This window comes from Streptomyces sp. NPDC001027, assembly GCF_040299045.1.
GTDB lineage: Bacteria > Actinomycetota > Actinomycetes > Streptomycetales > Streptomycetaceae > Streptomyces.
The window spans coordinates 87177-104361 of the sequence record NZ_JBEPBI010000004.1; the positions used below are offsets into that span (position 1 = coordinate 87177).

The window sequence follows — 17185 nt, forward strand, 5'->3', positions numbered from 1 at the left end:
GCTTCTCCTTTCGTGTCTCAGGCGCGGGTCACTGGGTGACGCTCGGGGCGATGGCGGCCAGGGTGCAGTCGTGATTCGGGCGGCACTGGACGGCGAGGGTCACGGCCCGTTCCTCGGCCCCGCCGCCGCCCTTCTTCCAGCTGATCGTCTGCTTGCCGTTGACGGTGACGACGTAGATGTACGCCTCGGTGATCGCGGACGGGTCGTCGGCCAGCGCCTGCTTGAACGCGGAGGGGTAGTTGCCCTCGGTGACGCTGGCGGTGGCGTGCTGGTCCTGGTCGGCCATCCGCGACCACAGCACCGGATCGGGAACCTGGCCGGAGACCGAGGCCCAGTCGGCGTACTTGGTCTCCGTGGTCATCCAGGCGCGCATGCCGGCGAGTTGCTGGTCGCGGCTGGTGTCGCGGGTGTCGTAGGACCACAGCATCTGGGCCGCCGCCTTGGCGTAGGCGACCGGTTCGGCGATCTGCGGAGGCTGGGACACCGACCCGGATCCGGAGGAAGGCTTGGGGGCGGCCTCGGAGGAGGACGGGCTGCCGGACGGGGCGGGCGCGGCGGTGTCCGGGGCCGGGTGGCCGTTGCCGCCGCCGGTCAGCAGGGCGACGATCCCGGCGATGGCGAGCAGGACTGCGACGGCGGAGGCGACGATCGCGATGCGCCGGTTGGCCGACCAGCCCCTGCCATACGAAGACAGGGAGAGGAATCGTTTGTTCATCAGTGCACCTGCGACCCGAGGGTCGAGAAGAACGCGACGATTCCGTTAGCGGCGCCCAGGCCCAGGGCGGCGCCTGCGGCCACGACCGCGCCCTTCTTCCCGTTGGCCTCGGCCTGGTGACCGCCCGTGTGGTGGCCCCAGGCCCACACGCCGAGCGACACGGCGAGGGCGCCGACGACGGCGATGATGCCGAACAGGTTGATCGAGTTGACGACGTTCTTCAGCACGCTCAGACCGGGCAGGCCACCGCCCGACGGCGTGATGCCGGGATCGTAGGCCAGGTACTGCACGGTTTCGAGTAGGGGCAAGGAGGCTCCTTGGGCACGCCGAAACCCGGCGCGCGGGAATCACAGAAGGAAAGGGAGGAACGAGGCAGCGCCTCGCAGAAAGGGAGGGCAGACACCGTGCAGGAACCGGCTGGCCCGGTCGACGTCCGCGAAGAGACGACATCGCTCGCACGAGGACGCAGCAGGTGCCGCGCCGAGGCTGCGGACCGAGCCGGTGCTCCCAGCGAAGGCGCGCCGGCTCAGGGGCCGAACCGGCCGAGGGAGACCCCTACTTTGGGGCCGATGGCTTCGGAGCGGGGTTGGTCTTGTACGGGTTCGCGCAGTTGTAGATCATGTAACCGCGGCCGATCTTCTTGCCGTCCGACTTCCGGGTGACGGTGCCGCGCGTGTACCAGGTCTTCTCGGACTGCTTGTAGACCCACTGGTCGTAGACGACCTTGTCGTGGCGGTAGCCGATGCCCAAGACCGTGGACGTCTTCGACGGGGCCTTGCGTACCTTGACCGCACTGCAGCTGATGGTGGTGGTGCCGGTGTCGTACGCCTGTGCCGTGGTGGCGGTGGCCAGGCCGCCGGCTGCGACGGCCAGGCCCAGAGAGGCTGCCGCGAGGGCACGCTGGGCGCGGTGGCGGGTTATCAAGAAGATGCTCCGTACTGTTAGGGGAATCTCGGTCAGAGATGGTGGGCCGGGGCGGTCGCGCCCCGGCCGGTGTCAGAGGACGCGGCGGGCGGCGAGAATCGTCCAGTCCTTGATCGGAGTGATGCGGACCGGCTTGGTGGTGCGCGGCGCCTCGATCACGAGGCCCTCGCCCATGTACATGCCGACGTGCTCAGGACGGGCGGCGGTGCCGCGGCTGAAGATCAGGTCACCGGGCTTGAGTTGGGCTGGCGAGACCGCTTTGCCCTCGTTGACCTGCGTGTACGTGGTGCGGGTGAGAGTGACGCCGGCATGCGCGTACGCCTGCTGCATCAGGCTGGAGCAGTCGCAGCGGCCCATGGGGTCAGGACCGTGCGCGTCGGTGCAGGAGCCGCCCCACTGGTAGAGCGTGCCGAGCTGGTGCATCGCCCACTCGATGGCCTTGCGCGCCTTCGGATCGGCGTCCTTGGGGATCGCGTAGCCCTTCGGGATGCTTCCCTCGGGGATACGGCCGAAGCCGGAACCGTCCTGGCCCGGAGCGCATCCGGTCGTGCCGGTCGATGGCTGCTTGCCCTGGTCTGCGTCGTTGCTGCCCGCGTGGGTGCCGCCGCCCGGGAAGGTCTTGGCGATGGCATCCTGCAGTGCGGTGGCCAGGCTCTCCCACTGCGCATACGCGTCGGGGTAGGCGGATCTCTGCACGGCTTGGGCGGCCTGGGCGACGGTCATCTGCTGCCAGCCGTTCACCTTGAGCAAGTGCTTGTAGAACTGCTCGGAGGCGTAGACCGGATCGCGGATCTGCTGGGCACTGCCCCAGCCCTGGGAGGGACGCTGCTGGAACAGGCCGAGCGAGTCCCGGTCCCCGTAGTTGAGGTTGCGCAGTCGGCTCTCCTGCATCGCGGTGGCGAGCGCGACGATCCGTCCCTTCCTGGGGACGTCGAGCGAGAGGCCGGCGGCCACGATCGTCGCCGCGTTGGGGACTTGTTCGGCCGGCAGGTCCAGGCCCTCGATGTGGACGTTCTTGCCGGACGCGCCGTCGAGGATCTTGGTGACCTGATCGGCGACCTCGTCGGTGTCGATGTCGGTCAGGCAGTTGCTGAAGGAGCCGCTGCTCTGCACGGCGTCGGCGGAGGAGGCCAGCATCATGCCGGTGCCGGCGATCAGGATCGGGGAGAGGAAGACGACGCCGATGCTGGCGGCGAGCGCCTTCAACCGGAGCGGATCGCTCGCCGGTCAGCGCTTTCGGGCGTGGGTGGGTAGCGGGACGTCATGAGCGTGTCCTTCGGGGTGCAGTGTCCGGCGTGCCGCGTGCGCGAGGCGTGATGGGAAGGGCGCGGCGGCCGGGGCGGGCGATCAAGGCGGGCCGGTGGGGGCGAGTTGCCGCTCGCTCCGCGTGGCCGGGCGGTGAGCTAGGTGTGCCGGGGCAGGGGGTACCTCCGTGAGGTGGGGTGGGGAGTAGCCAGCGGCGGTGTGCGCCGGGCGGTTCAAAAACAGTAGGCGCGGATCGGCGGTTGACCAAAAAGTTGGCGTGAGGTACCGGAATCCGGCACCTCAGCAATGCACTTCTTGGTCGTCGGCGGTTTCGCCTCTACAGTTTTTGGACTCCCCCCTCGCCCTCCTCGGTCTGCGGCCCTGGGCTTCTGTATGCCCACTCCCGGCCCGCGAGGATTTCTGTGCGAGGCGGTTAGTTCTCTCCGCGATTCCGCACCCGAATAGGGGTTCCTCTTTGCCTTTTTCCCTGCACCAGGGCGACGCTCTCAGTGTTCTCGCCGGCCTTCCGGACGGCTGCGTCGACTCCGTCATTACCGATCCGCCGTACAACTCGGGCGGTAGGACCGCGAAGGAGCGCACCACCCGCTCCGCGAAGCAGAAGTACACCTCCGCCGACGCCCAGCACGCCTTGCCGGACTTCACCGGTGAGAACATGGACCAGCGCAGCTACGGGTTCTGGCTGACGCAGATCATGACCGAAGCCCACCGCCTCACCCGCAGCGGTGGCACCGCGCTGCTGTTCACCGACTGGCGTCAGCTCCCGATCACGACGGACGCGATCCAGGCGGCCGGGTGGCTGTGGCGCGGGGTACTGGCCTGGCACAAGCCACAGGCACGGCCCCAGAAGGGCCGGTTCACCCAGAACTGTGAATTCATCGTCTGGGCGTCGAAGGGAGCGATCGACGGTTCCCGGAACCCCGTCTATCTGCCCGGCCTGTACTCGGCCTCGCAGCCCTCGGGGGCGAATCGGCAGCACATCACGCAGAAGCCCGTCGAGGTGATGCGCGAGCTGGTCAAGATCAGCCCCGAGGGCGGCACGGTGCTCGACTTCTGCGCCGGCTCCGGCTCCACCGGGGTGGCCGCTCTGCTGGAAGGCAGGGACTTCATCGGCGTGGAGAAGACCGAGCACTACGCGTCGATCGCGAATGACCGGCTCACCGAAACGATCCGCGAGACCCTCACGCAAGACGACGTGATTCTCACCGTCTGAGCCGCGAGCGTGCTTCCCGCCAAGGCGACTGGCGCCCTGGCCGGCAATCCGACGAAGCGGACTTGCAACTCGCTGGCCGGTCCGAGCATCGCCGCTTCCGTCTTCCTCACATTCCGCGTCTCGTAGGAGGTCGAACTTCTTCATGCCCGAACTCATAAAACCCCCTGACGATGGGGAGTTGGAGCCGGTACGCATTCCCGATCCGCAGCTGGAAGGAATCGAGGCGAGCGTCCGACGGCTCATGGAGCAGTCGGCGCAACAGGCGCAGCAACTCGACCACCTCGCGTCCGCCCCAGCGCCGAGCGGATCGCCGTTCGCCGCGTTCGGCATGCCGGGGCTCGGCGGGCCGCCTGCCGCCGCTGCGCCGGAGCCCCGCCCGATTCTGGAACTCGACGGGGAGGAACGCGAAGATGAACTCGACGCCTTGTCGGACTGGATCGACGACTTCTTCCTCCCGGTCTACGGGGCGGAGGTCACCACCGCAGCGCCCTGGTGCCTGCAGTGGCAGGAGCACGACGACGTCGTGGCCTGGCTCCACTCCCTGTGGCTCGCCTACCAGCAACACAAGGACCCTGAAGCCGGATTGAGCGGCCTGTTCGTGTGGCACCGGGACTTCCTCACCCACGCCCTTGCGGCGATCCGCGCACCGGGCGGGCCGCTGTCGGCCTGCATGACCTCTCCCGACCGGCCCGCGCATCGTCTTCTGCCCGGCCCGCCGCCGTCCGTACGCACGGAGACGCTGGCCACGGCGGAAGCCGGCGGGCCCGCCGAGCCGGACGAGCCGACGTCATGACCGCGGGACAGGGGCAGCCCGCCTTCGGACTGAGCTTCGACCCCCGCGCGCTGACCGATCTCCTCCAAGCCCCCAGCGATATCCGCGACCTCACCCTCGCCTACCTGCAGGAAGTCGTGAACGCGCAGCGTTTCGGGCTACGTCTCGACGGTGACCTGGAGGGATTCCGGAAGCTGTTCGTGGACTCGCGCAAGGACTGGCGCGTCGTCTACGGCGTCCGCCCGGCGCCCGCGGAGTCCGCGCACCAGAAGGACATCCACGTCGTCGCCATCCGGCCGCGGGCGGGCAACGACGTCTACGACGAGGTCGGCCGCCGCCTGGGGATGACCCGCCGGCCGCTGAGTGCCCGCACCCACGCGGCACGTTCGCGCTCCCCGCAGCTGACCACCCGCACTCCGGTGCCCCGGCCCGGTCCACCGCCCACCGCACTGCCGGGTCTGCTCCGTCCCGCACACAACCCCGCGCATCACACCCGCTGAACGCACGGAACCTCGCCTATGCCCCCTGAACCCGCGCCGACGCCAGCCCGGCGTGCGGTCTCCCCGCTCGACCACCGCCTCGAAGCCGCCACTGGCCACGACATCGACACCCTGTGGGCCTACCGCGACCGCGGCATCCTCGACGAGCCACACGCCCACCTGGTCGACCGGCACCGCGAGCTGGCCAGGACTCAGACCGGCGTTACCTTCTACCTCCGTCTCCTCCACCGTCTTTCCAGCGGCGCGTTCGACGTCGACGACGCCCTGTTCACGCGCATCAACCGCACCGTGGACCAGTTGGAGGATGCCACCCGCGCGCGGGACGCCGCCGCCGGGAAGGTGCTCGCCGCCCTGGAGCCCATCGAGGCTGCCGCAGCGGCCTTGGCGGCCGATGCGAAGCCGCTCTCGACGGACGACCAGGCCGCGCTGCTCGCTATTGCAGGCGGCGCCAAGCTCTACGAACACCTGCTGACCGGCCGGATGTCCGTCACAGCCGCCTCTGGTACCCGAATCCCACACGCCAAGCTGCAGCGGCTGGAGGACGCTGGCCTGGTCGTGAGGGATACCGGCCATCCCGTGCACGCCGGCCAGCCGGTCGCACTCACCGACGTCGGACGCGCCGCGCTGTTCGCCGCCCGTCGGACCCCCACGACACGGGCGCCCACGTTGCCGGCTCGCGCCGGCACGTCGCCGTCCACCCCGGTGCAGCGGCGCTGAACTCCACCGAAAGGCCCTTGTTGACTCCTACCGAACCGGCGCCGGCCCGGAAGCCCATCCCCCAAGTCGACTTCGAACTGGACGACTTCGATGCCGATGAGGAGATCTACCTCGACTTCTACCGCAAGGTCGCCGTCCACGAGGACATGCTCGTTCCTCTCGCCGCACACCACACTCCCAACGGCGCGCACAGCTTCTACGTCCTGTTCGACCGCACCGCCACGTGGGGACACCCTGGTATGGCGCAGCTGCTCGCTGTGCATCTGGAACGTGACCGCGAGAAGCGGACGTTCACCTTCGAGCAGGCCGCTATGCCGCTGCCCGCGATGGCGCAGTCCTGGCTTATCCACCGCGGCTGCCCGCAGAACGCCATCGGCCTCGATCCCGAGCTGGGGCCACCGCCGGCGGACGAGGCGACTCGTGCGCTGGAGCGGCGCCTCGCGGGCGACGGCGACCACTACGCCATGGGCTACTCCTACACCGGCGACGACCCGGACGACATGGTCACCGTCGTGGCACTGCGCGCCCTGGACGAGCGAGCTCCCAGCCCGTTCCGCGTCGTAGTCGAGGAGGTCGACACCGACGCGTGGACGCACACCCTGCGCGAAGGTGGCTTCGACACGGTGGGCGAGGCCCTGCAGTGGTGCGAGGACCGGCTTACCGGCGAGGCCGGTCCCCTCCCGCCGGTCCGCCCGACGGCCGCAGCCAGCCGCCCGGCCGGTGTGGCAAAGGCCCCTGCTCCGCGCCCGCCCGGCCGTTCGCGCTGAGCGCCAGGTCCGACGCGGGCGGCGCAACATAGCCGACGATCGCCGGTTAGCCAAACCGGCGATTCTCCGGACTCTTATACAGCCGCCGGGACAACTCCCGCGGCGCCATTCCACGCAATCCCTATGCCTTCACGGAGGTTTCTTCCGCATGCGCTCCACCCGAATTGCCATATCCGCGGCGATGCTCGGAGTAATCGCTCTGCCGATGCTGTCCACTACGCCTGCGAGCGCGGCCCCCGCCGCCGCTGCCGCGACGGCCACGAGCATGGTGACGTCCTGCCCGGACCTCCCGCCGCTGCCGTACAAGGTCCACGCGTCGGCTGTGACCATCCGGTCCAAGGCCACCACGAAGTCCACCGCGGTCGGAGTGCTCTACAAGAGCCACAAGTTCACCGTCCACAAGAAGAGCGGCAACTGGCTCTACATCACGGACAAGTCGACCGGCGTCAAGGGCTGGGTCTCCGGCACGTACGTCTACCGCGACACCCGTATGTGCCTGGACTGACAGGTATTCAGCAGGTGCCCGTAAGCGGCTGAGCCGCCGGGTACGGCCGCCCCTCGTATTCCCCCAGGCACCGGTCTTTCCAGAACAGGAGTTTCTCTTTTGTCCGACGGCATATCCGATGACGCCGAGGATGTCGTGGGCGTGCTCACCGAACGGATCGAAGCGCGCTTCGCCATGGACATGGACCAGTTGAAGGCCGCAGTCGCCGCCGCGCCGACCGCGCATCCTGACGCCACCGAGGTCGTCAGGTGGCACGGCCTTCTCGTCGAGGCCCAGTTGGTGCTCGACCGCGCGGAGGACGACCTCCTCGCCGCGCTGGAAACCCAGCCCAGCGAGGTCGACGACCCGACGATGGGCCTCGCCCACCGCGTGAACGCCGCCGTCACCGCACGCGACGGCCGGGCCATGGTCGTGCGCTGGCTCCTCGACCCGGACGCTCCGGGCAAGAAGGACCTCGCCGCCGAACGCCTCGCCCGCCTTCGCCCCCGAACCGGGCCCGCGGTGCAGACCAGTGCTCCCCACCGACCCGCGGGCACGCCCGCGCCGGCGTCGGCGTGGCGGGCGGGAAGGCCCGTCCGTTGAGCCGGGTCAAGGCCAGCACCATGGACGGCGACCTGCAGAAGGTTTTCGGGAAGCCGGTCCCGGAGCTGCATGAGGCGGCTGTCGGCCACGATGCCTCGCCCGTCCTCGCCCGTGCCCTGGAACTGCGCTCCTTCCTGGCTTTGACCGAGGAGCAGGTCGCCCGCGTCCGTGACCGCGTGCACGCGGACATGGATCCGGACCGCGACATGGGCGAGCTGTCGGCGGACAAGCTCCGCTTCGACGCGCAGTGGCTGGAGGCGGCGCTGGATGCCCGCGACGGCTACCGCGTCGCCCTCGGCGAGCTGCTGCGCACCATGCCTCCGCCCGACCAGCGGGCCCGTCCCGTCCGTACGGCACAACTCAGGGTCACCGCAGCCCTGCCCCCGTCCGCCGCCCCGGCACCTCAGCGTGCCGGGGTGGCCCGGACCCGCCGACCGTGAAAGCCCCCGCTTGTCTCACCCCACGTCCACCGAGATAGCCGGACGGATCGAGGACCTCTACGGCGCACCGCTCGCCGACCTCGAAGCCCACGCCCAGGACCAGCCGCCCGGCATGCTCTCCGCCCTGCTCTGCATGCACGACGACCTCGCCCTCGCCGAGCGCAGCATCGACATCCACCGCGAACACCTCGCCCAGCTCATCCACCCCGAGCGGCAGATCGGCCGGCACGAGGTCTCCCACCTTCTCGACGGCTCCCGCCGACTCGCCGAGGCAGTCGCAGTCCGCGACGTCCAAGCCAAGTCGGTCGCCGCCGTTCTGCAGAGCCTCGCCCGCATCCCGGCCCCGGCACCGTCCCCGCCGACTCCCTCGCCGCCCGTTCCGGCTCCGCCCCTTCCGGCCCAGAGCACAGCACCCAGCCGCTGATCCACAGGCGATTTCCCTTTACTCACCCAGGAGTTCCTCCCCTTGGCCATCACCGCGCTGCCTCCCGACACCGACGCCGACATCGCCCGGGTCACCGAGGCCCTCGCCATGATCACCCCGCGCTGGAACGTGAGGATCCTGCTGGCACTCTCCGGCCCGCCGCTGCGCTACACGGAGCTGGCGGCCAAGGTGTCCTGGCTGCAGAACGGCCAGCTCCACCCGAAGCTCAAGTCTCTGTGCGACGCCGGGCTCGTCGAGCGCACCGAACACAGCGCACGGCATGTGACCTACGGCCACACCGACCGTGGGGCCGCCCTGCTGCCGGTCCTGCCGATGATCGTCACCTGGGCCGAGGAGCACCTGGAGAAGGCTGACCGCCCGCTCCCCACGATCGAGCAGATCGAGGACAGCCTCACCCTGCTCACCCGGCGCCACGCCGCCGCCATCCTGTGGGTCCTCAAGTCCCGTGGCGAGGTCAGCGGACGGGCCCTGGCCCGGATCGTGATGCCCAGCAGCGACGGGACCAACGTGTACCCGCCGCTGCGACAGCTCGTCGCCGACGGCCTGGTCGACACCGAGGGCCTCGGACGGCCCTACCGGCTGTCCCCGGCAGGCGACGGCCTGAGCCCCGTTCTCGGCGCCCTGTCCGCGTGGTCCGCCGGACAGCCCCTCAACCAGGCGGCCCACCACCCGGTCTGGGGGCACCCGCAGGCGAAGCCCGCGCCGAGGCCGTGGGTCAGCAGCCAGTCCCGGCCAGCCCCCGCAACCCTCCCACAGGCCCGGACGGGTGAGTCCTCCCCGGCGTGGCACAACCGCGATCTCTTCTCCCACGCCACACCCGCCCGCCCGCAGGCGGCCATCCCGGCGGGAGGCCCGCGCCGATGACCACCCCCTACACCCCTGCCGAAGTGAGCAACGCGGTTGAGCTGCTGGCCTCGCGCCCCTTGATCCGCCTGATCACCGAGATCGACGACAACGGGGCGATACCGCCCAGGCGGCTGGCCGGCACCCTCACCGACCTCTCCTCGCACCAACTGCGCCGCGCTACTGAGACCGCCCGCGCCCACGGCCTCGTCCGGACCGCACCCGGCACCGGCCTGGAACTCACCGAGTCGGGCTCGGGGTTGGCCGACCTGTACGACGCGGCTGCGCGCTGGGCCCGACGCCACGCATATCCGGCACCGGTCTGCGAGTTCACCAGCCGCATCCGCCACGTCCTCGACCTCCTGGCGCCCTCGCTCGCGACCGAGCGCGCCGACGGCCTCCCGCGGCCGTCCGCCGCGCGGCTGCCCAACGACGAGGCTGAGGCGGACCTTGCCCGTCCCCGCGCTTTCCTGATCCAGTGGCTGGCCGGCAACCCCCAGGTCACCCGGGTGTCCGAGCCCGAGCCGGTCGCGTGAGCGCTGCTGTCATGCCCCGGCATGCACGCCACACCGACGGGCTGATGCGCAGCATCTACCTGCCGCGCACGGCGGACGCTCTCGCGTTCGCGATGTCCACCTACGGCATCCCACTGCTGGTCCTGGCCACCACGCGCTCCGCCGCGCTGACGGGGGCCGCGTTCGCCCTGGAGTGGCTCCCGCGGCTGGCGGCGTTCGGGTGGGCCGGATCGATCGTCGACCGGCACGGGGCGGGCGTCGTCTTCCACCTCGCCTCCCTAGGGCGCGCGCTGGCCCTCGCCGCCGGCGCGGTCCTTCTCCACTACCACCCGTCCGGCACCGCGGCGACGGCGACCGTGATGGTGCTCGCGGCGACGACCGGCGTGCTCACCGAGTTCAGTTACATCGCGGCCGAGACGGCGGGCGCTGCCGCCGGCCGCCGAGCAGGAAGGCAGGCCCACCGCGTCCAGGCCGTCTTGCTCGGCATCGACCAGACCTCGACCCTGGCCGGCCCGGCGCTCGCAGGGGTACTCCTGCTCGCCGGGCCGCCGCCAATGCTCGCGGTGATCACCGTGCTCTCCCTTCTCGCCGCGCTGCTCGCCCTGCGTACACCCCCCTCGCCCGTCGCCCCGGCCCGCGCGCCGAAGGGGCAGTCCGGCGCCGGACTCCTTACCGGGTGGCGCACCATCCGCTCGCTTCCCGCGCTCGGCTGGCTCGTGACCGGGCTGACCCTGTCCAACCTGGCCACCGGACTTTTCCAAGCGGCCGGTCCCGTGATCGTCGTCCAGCACTTCGGGCAGTCCACCACTGCCGTCGGCCTCGTCTGGTCCGCCGCCGCGGCGGCCACCCTCTTGGCCGTCACCATCTGCCGGTTCGCGATCGACCGCCTGGGCCTGTGGCCGGTCGGCGCAGCCTGCGCCGCCCTCGCCTCGCTCGCCTGTCTCGCCGCCGCCCAGGCCCCCGACTACCTGTCCTACCTGGCCCTGGTCGCGGTCCTCATGGCGGCAGACGGCGGCATGACGGTCGTCCTGCGCACCCTGCGCTCCCGCCTGATCCCAGCGGAGAAGTTCGGCAGCACCCTGTCGGCGACCATCCTCATCCTCCTGCTGCCCTTCCCCGTCGCCGGCGTGCTCACCGCGCTCACCCCGCCCGACGCTCTGGGCCATGTCATCACCGTCTGCGCCGCCCTGCAGGCCCTCGGCCTGTTCTGCGCCTTCGCCCGCCTGCGCACCGATCCCGCCCTGCGCACCTGACCCTGCTGCGCCCCCAGCCTGTGGAGAACCTCATGCCCACCGCCGTCCTCGGGACGCACCGCGTGAGCGGTCGCACCATCACCGAACAGTTCAACGCCTTCGACGCGCACAACCCGCACGTCTACCGCGCTCTGGAACGCATGGCCGCCCGCCGCATGGCCGCCGGCGCCACACGGGTCAGCTTGAAGGACCTCTTCGAAGACCTGCGCCGCCAACTCCCGTACGGCGTCGCCGGGCTGAACAACAACTTCACCGCCCTCTACGCCCGCCGACTGATCGACGACCACCCTCACTGGGCCGGCGTGTTCGAGCTGCGCCGCCGCCGCGCCGCCTGAGACACCCCTAGCTCTTCCCTCGTCCTGCCGCCTACCGACTCGGAGAACCCCTTCTTGTCCGCTCGCCCCCTCGTACTCGTCGTCTCTCCGGGCGATGAGGCGGATCGCGGCTACTGCCTTGAGCAGGTGGCCGCCGCGTACGACATCGTCCTGCTGACCGGCGCCGAGCCCTCGTGGGAGAAGCCGCACATCGTCGACCACGCCGTAGCCGATCTGAACGACACCACCGCGCTCCTCTCCGCCGGCCGGGCTCTGGCGGAACGACACGACCTTGCCGGCGTCGTCACCTGGGACGAATGGAACCTCGTCCCCACCGCCCGCCTTGCCCGCGCGCTCGGTCTGGCCGCGAACTCCGTCGAGGTGATGCGGGCCTGCCGCAACAAGGCCACCGCCCGCACGCTGTTTGCCCGCCACGGAGTGCCGTCGGCCGCCTCGATGAAGGCACGGACCCTGCGGGAGGCTGAACTGGCGACGAGGACCCTCGGCTTCCCCGCCGTCATCAAGCCCGCCGCAGCGGCCGGCAGCATCGGCGTGATCCGCATCGACCGGCCCGAAGAGCTGCCCGCAGCCTTCGAGTTCGCCTCTGTCGGAGCAAGCCGGAGCCGCGAGGACAGCGGCGTCCTGGTCGAGGAGTACCTCGACGGTCCCGAAGTCTCCGTCGAATGCGTCACCCACCGCGGCACCACCACCGCCGTCGCCGTGACCCGCAAGAACTTGGGCCCCGCACCCTACTTCGACGAGACCGGGCACACCGTCGACGCCGCCGATCCGCTCCTCGCGAAGGTCGCACCGACCGCCGCTGCTGCCATCAAGGCCCTGGGAATCACCGACGGCGTGCAGCACGTCGAGATACGCCTGGTCGGCGGCCGGCCCCGGCTGATCGAGGTCAACGCACGCCTGGGCGGCGACATGATCGGCCACCTCGTCCGCCTAGCCACCGGCGTCGACCTCGCGCGGGCCGCCGCCGACATCGCCTGCGGACGTGCCCCCGACCGGACACCCACCCGCCACCAGGGGGCAGCGATCCGTTTCATCTACCCCGCCTACTCCGGCACCCTCACCGCCCGCCGGGTCACGAAGCCCACCGGGGGAGTGGAGCGCGTGCGCTTCCAGCGACAGACCGGCGACCAGCTCGTACTGCCACAGGACGGCGGCGATCTGTACACCGCCCGTATCGGCTTTCTGATCACCACCGGGCTGACCGCCGCCGTTGCCGAAGCTCGCGCCCAGGAGGTGTACCGCAACCTCGACGTCCAGGTTGCCCCGGTCCCGCCGGCGGCCCTGACTACCGGGGAGCATGCCGCGTGAGGCAGACCGCGGCGCCCGAGCTGGTGCGCAGCCGTCGCCTGCTGACCGGGTACTTCGCCGGCCTGGGTGTGGTGATGGCCGTCTGGGGCGCGCGCATGCCCGCAGTTCAGAACGCCGCCGAGGTGAGTACCGCTGGGCTTGCCCTGGTCCTGCTGGCCGCCGCCTTCGGCATGGTCGGCGGACTCCAGGCGGGCGGACGCCTCGCCAGCCCGGCCCGTCTGCCCGTGCTGCTGACCGGCGGTGCCGTTGCCCTCGCCGCCTGTCTTGCCCTCCTCGGGTTCTGTCGCAGTCTGGAGAGCCTCCTGGCGGCGGCGTTCGTCTTCGGCGTCGCGCACGGCGTCCTTGACGTCGCGGCCAATTCCGCGGCGGTCCGCTGCCAGGACGCTCACGGCAGCCCCATCATGGGCCGGCTGCACGCGGGTTACAGCCTCGGCGCCCTCCTCGGTGCCGCGCTGGCCGCGGCCACCGCTCACACCTCACACACCGTTCTGTTCGCCGCGGTGGCAGCCTGCGCCGCTGCGGCGGCAGGCGCGACCACGCGGCTCACCCGCACCGTCGCCAGCCCTGCACTGGAGCCCGTCCACCACGGTGGTGCACTGGGCTCGGACGGGCAGAGGGGGTTGTCCCGGCGCCGATTGTGGCTGCTCGGTGCGCTTGCTGCTGCCACGCTGCTGGGCGAAGGAGCTGCCGCCGACTGGGCGGCTGTCCACCTGCATGACCTCGGCGCGACGGCCGCGACCAGCGCCGCGGCGTACGGCCTCTACAGCGCCGCCATGGCCGCAGGCCGTCTCGCCGGAGACCGGCTCACCGCCCGCTTCGGCGCTCCCACCGTCGTCCGCACTGGTGCCGCGCTGGCCGCGCTCGGCCTCGCCACCGGACTGGCCGGCTCCACCATCGCCTTCGCCCTGCTCGGCTGGACGGCCTTCGGCCTGGGGCTGTCCGTCACGATCCCCAGCCTGATCACCGCCGCCGGCGTCGGCGGCCCCCGCGCGGTCGCCACCGTCGCGGTCACCGGCTACGTCGGCCTGCTCGCGGGCCCCGCCCTGATCGGTGCCCTCGCCACCGTCACTGCTCTGCCGATTGCACTGCTGCTGCCCGCCCTCCTCGCTGGCGCAGTCGCCGCCCTCGCCCCCAAAGCCCTGGAGAAACTCACCCCTTGACCCGCACATCTGTCTCCCCGAACGGCGTGGACGCCCTGATCCTCGACTACAACGGGGTTCCGGGCCTGCAACCCGGCACCGCTATGTGGACCCGTCTCGCCGACCTCGCCGAGTGGCCCGACCGGCATCTCCCCTCTTTCCAGGACGCCTTCTGGGCTCCCCGCAACGCGTACGACGCAGGGGAACTGAGCGATCTGGCCTACTGGGCCAAGGTGCTCGGACACCACCCCGGCCCGCGGTGGCTGCGCACCCTGCGCGATGCCGACACCGCCATGTGGACCCGCACCGACCCGCGCGTCCTCGACATCCTGTACCGCGCCCGGGCCGCAAGGCGGCTGCCTACGGTGCTGCTCTCCAACGCCCCGGCCCACCTCAGCAACGTCCTGGACGCCACCGAATGGCGGCGCGAGCTGATGGACGACGCCCTGTACTCCGCCCGCATCGGCCGGTGCAAACCCGACCCGGCCGCGTACGAACACGCCCTGGCCGCCACCGGCATCGCCGACCCAGCACGCGTGCTGTTCGTCGACGACCGCGAAGACAACTGCCAGGCCGCCGCCGAACTGGGCCTGCGCACCCTGCACTACACCGGGCAACCCACAGATCTGGAAGAGCAGTTGCTGTCCGCCCCGGTCAGCAACCTCTGTGCCTGACACTCATGCCGGGCCACCCACCACCGCCCCGACCCCCTGGACTTTCGTGCCCGACACCAAAGAGATCGACGGCGACGTCTACGTCTCCCCACGCCATCTCGCCTCCACCACCGGGACTGGCGACCCCGCTCTCGCCCCGCTGCTCGACCTCGGCTGGGACCTTCGGTACGACGAGGACTCCAACGTGTACCTGAGCGCTCCCGACCGGCGCGTTCGCCTGGGCTACCTGCCCGAGGGTGAGGACGACGGGCTGTGGCGTATCAACGCCTACAAGGACTCATTCGGCCCGCCAGCGTGGGGCGTCTGTTTCAACGACCGCGTCCCCACCGAGTTCGTCCAGGCGTTCACCACCGTCCTCGCCACGGCGTACGAGCAGGGTCCGGACACCTACCTCGCCCGGCCGGTCTCCGGGACCGACGAGCACGACCCCTTCCTCGCCGTCGTCCCGCTCCTGAAACAGGGCTGGGAGATCGACCGTCCGCGCTGGGGCGTCTTCGCGGTCCAGGCCCCGGACGGACACGCCGGCCTGGAGTTCACCACCGGCGACCTCGATCCGGAAACCGAACTGACCACACGCGACGCCCGGTGGCAGCTGTGGGCGGGCAAGTCCATCGACCGGCCCGTCTGGTACGCCACGGCCAGCACCGACACGCCCGTCGCCCTGCTCACCGCCGTCACCGCGTGCGTCGCCGATCCGGCGCCGCTGCCCCGGTGGCGCGAGGAGACCTTCAGCTACATCAAGGGCATGGCCCAGCTCACCCCGATCCTTCCGCCCGGACCGCCGGCCCCCACCCCGCTCGACGTGCAGCGGGCCGTCGCGTCCCGCCGCCCGGCCGCGCTCCCCGCGGCCAGCGTCCCGCGCTGGAGCACCACCAGCCGACCGGCCCTGCCCGGTCCACGCCGGTAGGACCAGCCCGCCCCCTACCGGAGACTCCCCTCTTGTCCCTGCAGGCCCCTGAGTTCTTCGCCGAGTTGTGCCTCCCCTTCCACGACAGCACGGTCGCGGGCAACACGTACTTCGCCGCTCCCGTCCCCGGCGTACCGCTGCGGCTGCGCATCGATTTCACCCGCACCATCCACGCGGACACCTACGGCGGTCTGCGTCTGGCGGTCGTCCACCCGGAACGCGGCGAGATTGACGCCGTCGCCCTCAGCTTCCTCGACCACGGCACGTTCCACCGCCGCGACGAAGCGACCAACACCCGGCCGAACACCAAGCAGCACGGCACCTTCGACACGTACCACCGCCCCGGCCGACCCCCGTGGGAGGGAGCCGTCACCACCGGGCTGCGCGACGCCATCGAGCAGTACACCGCCGTCTGGTTCCCCGGCGCCTGGACCGCGTCCGAGCCGAGCCGCGCCGCAGGCCGGACCGCGCACACGTCTCCCGCCATGCCGGTCACCCGCAGTGGCGCCCGCGCCCGCTGAGCCGCGCCCCCGCCGCGAGCCCCGGCGTTCCGCACCCTTCCAGCAGGAGCCCTGCCCGTGATGACCCACCCCTTCGAAAACCTCGACCCGGCCCAGACCGTGCAGGTCCTTCCCCGCCACCTCGCCGGGCCCGGCGCCGTCGACCCGCGGACCGCATGGGCCCTCCCCTACGACGAGGGCTGGCCGTTCGCCCGGACCGACGACGGCACGGCCGCTGCTTTCAGCCCGTGCCTGCGACTGCAGACCACCTACGACCCCCAGCCCGACCAGCGCGGCAAGGGCACGTGGACCGTCAGCGCGCACCGGGCCCCGTTCACCCCGCCGGCCTGGCGGATCACCTTCGATGCCACTACCCCCGTCGAGCTGCTGCACGACGTCCACACCGAACTGCTCGACCTCTACCTCGAAGACCGGCACAGCGACCACGACCGGCTGTTCCGGGACGAGACGGCACCGCACGAGGCGTACGTGCCGCTGCTCACCCGCGGGTGGAGCCACGACGTCAAGACCGACGGCACACAGACGTTCCTCACCCCGGAAGGACTCGGCGTCGTACGCCACCGCTACGCCATCAGCGACTCCAACGGGCCGGCCTGGCGGGCCTGGGGCGGATACCCCAGCGAGCCGCACTGGACGGCCCGCTTCTCGTTCGGCACGCCCACCACGCTCGTCACGGCCTTCACCACCTCGCTGATCTCCACCGAGCCACTGCACCGCACCGTCCAGGACGTCCCCGTCCACACCCGCAGCGCCCTCTACATCGCCACCACGACACCCAAGCAGCCTCACGGCAACACACCTGTCGCCCCGCCACCTCCCGCCCCAGTTGCTGGCCGAACCCGCTGAC

Annotated in this window: 23 protein-coding genes; 19 read left to right on the forward strand and 4 right to left on the reverse strand. The window is 71.0% G+C overall.

Going from position 1 to position 17185, the window contains the following annotated elements; all coding sequences use genetic code 11:
- Positions 1-28 precede the first annotated feature (28 nt).
- The 4 genes from ABT300_RS02980 to ABT300_RS02995 all read right to left on the reverse strand — a co-directional run bounded on the left by ABT300_RS02980 (position 29) and on the right by ABT300_RS02995 (position 2845).
- Entirely contained in the window at positions 29-715 is a 687-nt protein-coding gene (locus ABT300_RS02980; RefSeq protein ID WP_351671213.1) for a hypothetical protein, read from the reverse strand.
- Positions 715-1023 carry a DUF6112 family protein gene (locus ABT300_RS02985; RefSeq protein WP_061334899.1) on the reverse strand — a complete coding sequence of 103 codons (309 nt, stop codon included), beginning with the start codon at positions 1021-1023 and terminating at the stop codon, positions 715-717. Before ABT300_RS02985 ends, ABT300_RS02980 begins: the two co-directional genes overlap by 1 nt.
- A gap of 247 nt (positions 1024-1270) precedes the next feature.
- Complete coding sequence (locus ABT300_RS02990) at positions 1271-1639, reverse strand: hypothetical protein (RefSeq protein ID WP_319127343.1); 369 nt, start codon at positions 1637-1639, stop codon at positions 1271-1273.
- Between the two features lie 72 nt (positions 1640-1711).
- Entirely contained in the window at positions 1712-2845 is a 1134-nt protein-coding gene (locus ABT300_RS02995; RefSeq protein ID WP_351671218.1) for a C40 family peptidase, read from the reverse strand.
- Between the two features lie 514 nt (positions 2846-3359).
- Here ABT300_RS02995 and ABT300_RS03000 point away from each other — a divergent pair.
- The 19 genes from ABT300_RS03000 to ABT300_RS03090 all read left to right on the forward strand — a co-directional run bounded on the left by ABT300_RS03000 (position 3360) and on the right by ABT300_RS03090 (position 17184).
- Entirely contained in the window at positions 3360-4115 is a 756-nt protein-coding gene (locus ABT300_RS03000; RefSeq protein WP_351671221.1) for a DNA-methyltransferase, read from the forward strand.
- 241 nt (positions 4116-4356) lie between these two features.
- A complete protein-coding gene (locus ABT300_RS03005) occupies positions 4357-4908 on the forward strand; it encodes a DUF4913 domain-containing protein (RefSeq protein WP_351671337.1) in 552 nt (183 codons plus the stop codon).
- Entirely contained in the window at positions 4905-5387 is a 483-nt protein-coding gene (locus tag ABT300_RS03010; RefSeq protein WP_351671224.1) for a hypothetical protein, read from the forward strand. Before ABT300_RS03005 ends, ABT300_RS03010 begins: the two co-directional genes overlap by 4 nt.
- Positions 5388-5405: 18 nt before the next feature.
- The gene (locus ABT300_RS03015; RefSeq protein ID WP_351671227.1) at positions 5406-6104 is read left to right on the forward strand and encodes a hypothetical protein; all 699 of its coding nucleotides are present in this window, start codon (positions 5406-5408) and stop codon (positions 6102-6104) included.
- A gap of 17 nt (positions 6105-6121) precedes the next feature.
- Positions 6122-6871, forward strand: coding sequence for a hypothetical protein (locus tag ABT300_RS03020; protein WP_351671230.1), 750 nt, complete (start codon positions 6122-6124; stop codon positions 6869-6871).
- Positions 6872-7052: 181 nt separating this feature from the next.
- Positions 7053-7376 (forward strand): SH3 domain-containing protein, encoded by a 324-nt coding sequence (locus ABT300_RS03025; RefSeq protein ID WP_336543277.1) that lies wholly within the window; start codon positions 7053-7055, stop codon positions 7374-7376.
- Between the two features lie 99 nt (positions 7377-7475).
- Positions 7476-7958 (forward strand): hypothetical protein, encoded by a 483-nt coding sequence (locus ABT300_RS03030; RefSeq protein WP_351671233.1) that lies wholly within the window; start codon positions 7476-7478, stop codon positions 7956-7958.
- A complete protein-coding gene (locus ABT300_RS03035) occupies positions 7955-8398 on the forward strand; it encodes a hypothetical protein (RefSeq protein WP_351671235.1) in 444 nt (147 codons plus the stop codon). The genes ABT300_RS03030 and ABT300_RS03035 overlap by 4 nt, the downstream gene beginning before the upstream one ends.
- A gap of 10 nt (positions 8399-8408) precedes the next feature.
- Positions 8409-8822 carry a hypothetical protein gene (locus ABT300_RS03040; RefSeq protein WP_351671238.1) on the forward strand — a complete coding sequence of 138 codons (414 nt, stop codon included), beginning with the start codon at positions 8409-8411 and terminating at the stop codon, positions 8820-8822.
- 42 nt (positions 8823-8864) lie between these two features.
- Positions 8865-9707, forward strand: a complete 843-nt coding sequence (locus ABT300_RS03045) for a winged helix-turn-helix transcriptional regulator (protein WP_351671241.1) — start codon at positions 8865-8867, stop codon at positions 9705-9707.
- Positions 9704-10222 (forward strand): regulator, encoded by a 519-nt coding sequence (locus ABT300_RS03050; protein WP_351671244.1) that lies wholly within the window; start codon positions 9704-9706, stop codon positions 10220-10222. Before ABT300_RS03045 ends, ABT300_RS03050 begins: the two co-directional genes overlap by 4 nt.
- An 11-nt stretch (positions 10223-10233) precedes the next feature.
- On the forward strand, positions 10234-11454 hold the full coding sequence (locus ABT300_RS03055) for an MFS transporter (protein WP_502977866.1): 1221 nt from the start codon (positions 10234-10236) through the stop codon (positions 11452-11454).
- A gap of 32 nt (positions 11455-11486) precedes the next feature.
- Positions 11487-11789: a hypothetical protein gene (locus tag ABT300_RS03060; RefSeq protein WP_351671250.1), complete on the forward strand. Its 303-nt coding sequence runs from the start codon at positions 11487-11489 to the stop codon at positions 11787-11789.
- 54 nt (positions 11790-11843) lie between these two features.
- The gene (locus ABT300_RS03065) at positions 11844-13097 is read left to right on the forward strand and encodes an ATP-grasp domain-containing protein (protein ID WP_351671253.1); all 1254 of its coding nucleotides are present in this window, start codon (positions 11844-11846) and stop codon (positions 13095-13097) included.
- Complete coding sequence (locus tag ABT300_RS03070; RefSeq protein WP_351671256.1) at positions 13094-14257, forward strand: MFS transporter; 1164 nt, start codon at positions 13094-13096, stop codon at positions 14255-14257. The genes ABT300_RS03065 and ABT300_RS03070 overlap by 4 nt, the downstream gene beginning before the upstream one ends.
- A complete protein-coding gene (locus tag ABT300_RS03075) occupies positions 14254-14910 on the forward strand; it encodes an HAD family hydrolase (RefSeq protein WP_351671259.1) in 657 nt (218 codons plus the stop codon). Before ABT300_RS03070 ends, ABT300_RS03075 begins: the two co-directional genes overlap by 4 nt.
- Before the next feature lie 46 nt (positions 14911-14956).
- A complete protein-coding gene (locus ABT300_RS03080; RefSeq protein ID WP_351671262.1) occupies positions 14957-15817 on the forward strand; it encodes an SPDY domain-containing protein in 861 nt (286 codons plus the stop codon).
- A gap of 32 nt (positions 15818-15849) precedes the next feature.
- A complete protein-coding gene (locus ABT300_RS03085) occupies positions 15850-16338 on the forward strand; it encodes a hypothetical protein (RefSeq protein WP_351671265.1) in 489 nt (162 codons plus the stop codon).
- Between the two features lie 60 nt (positions 16339-16398).
- Positions 16399-17184 (forward strand): SPDY domain-containing protein, encoded by a 786-nt coding sequence (locus ABT300_RS03090; RefSeq protein ID WP_351671268.1) that lies wholly within the window; start codon positions 16399-16401, stop codon positions 17182-17184.
- The last annotated feature ends 1 nt before the right edge of the window (position 17185 follow it).

Excerpts from the sequence above, each read along its gene's own strand:
- ABT300_RS02980 (WP_351671213.1), bottom strand. The coding sequence starts at position 715 with ATGAACAAACGATTCCTCTCCCTGTCTTCGTATGGCAGGGGCTGGTCG.
- ABT300_RS03005 (WP_351671337.1), top strand. The coding sequence starts at position 4,357 with ATGGAGCAGTCGGCGCAACAGGCGCAGCAACTCGACCACCTCGCGTCC.
- ABT300_RS03010 (WP_351671224.1), top strand. The coding sequence starts at position 4,905 with ATGACCGCGGGACAGGGGCAGCCCGCCTTCGGACTGAGCTTCGACCCC.
- ABT300_RS03015 (WP_351671227.1), top strand. The coding sequence starts at position 5,406 with ATGCCCCCTGAACCCGCGCCGACGCCAGCCCGGCGTGCGGTCTCCCCG.
- ABT300_RS03025 (WP_336543277.1), top strand. The coding sequence starts at position 7,053 with ATGCTCGGAGTAATCGCTCTGCCGATGCTGTCCACTACGCCTGCGAGC.
- ABT300_RS03050 (WP_351671244.1), top strand. The coding sequence starts at position 9,704 with ATGACCACCCCCTACACCCCTGCCGAAGTGAGCAACGCGGTTGAGCTG.
- ABT300_RS03055 (WP_502977866.1), top strand. The coding sequence starts at position 10,234 with ATGCCCCGGCATGCACGCCACACCGACGGGCTGATGCGCAGCATCTAC.
- ABT300_RS03060 (WP_351671250.1), top strand. The coding sequence starts at position 11,487 with ATGCCCACCGCCGTCCTCGGGACGCACCGCGTGAGCGGTCGCACCATC.
- ABT300_RS03090 (WP_351671268.1), top strand. The coding sequence starts at position 16,399 with ATGACCCACCCCTTCGAAAACCTCGACCCGGCCCAGACCGTGCAGGTC.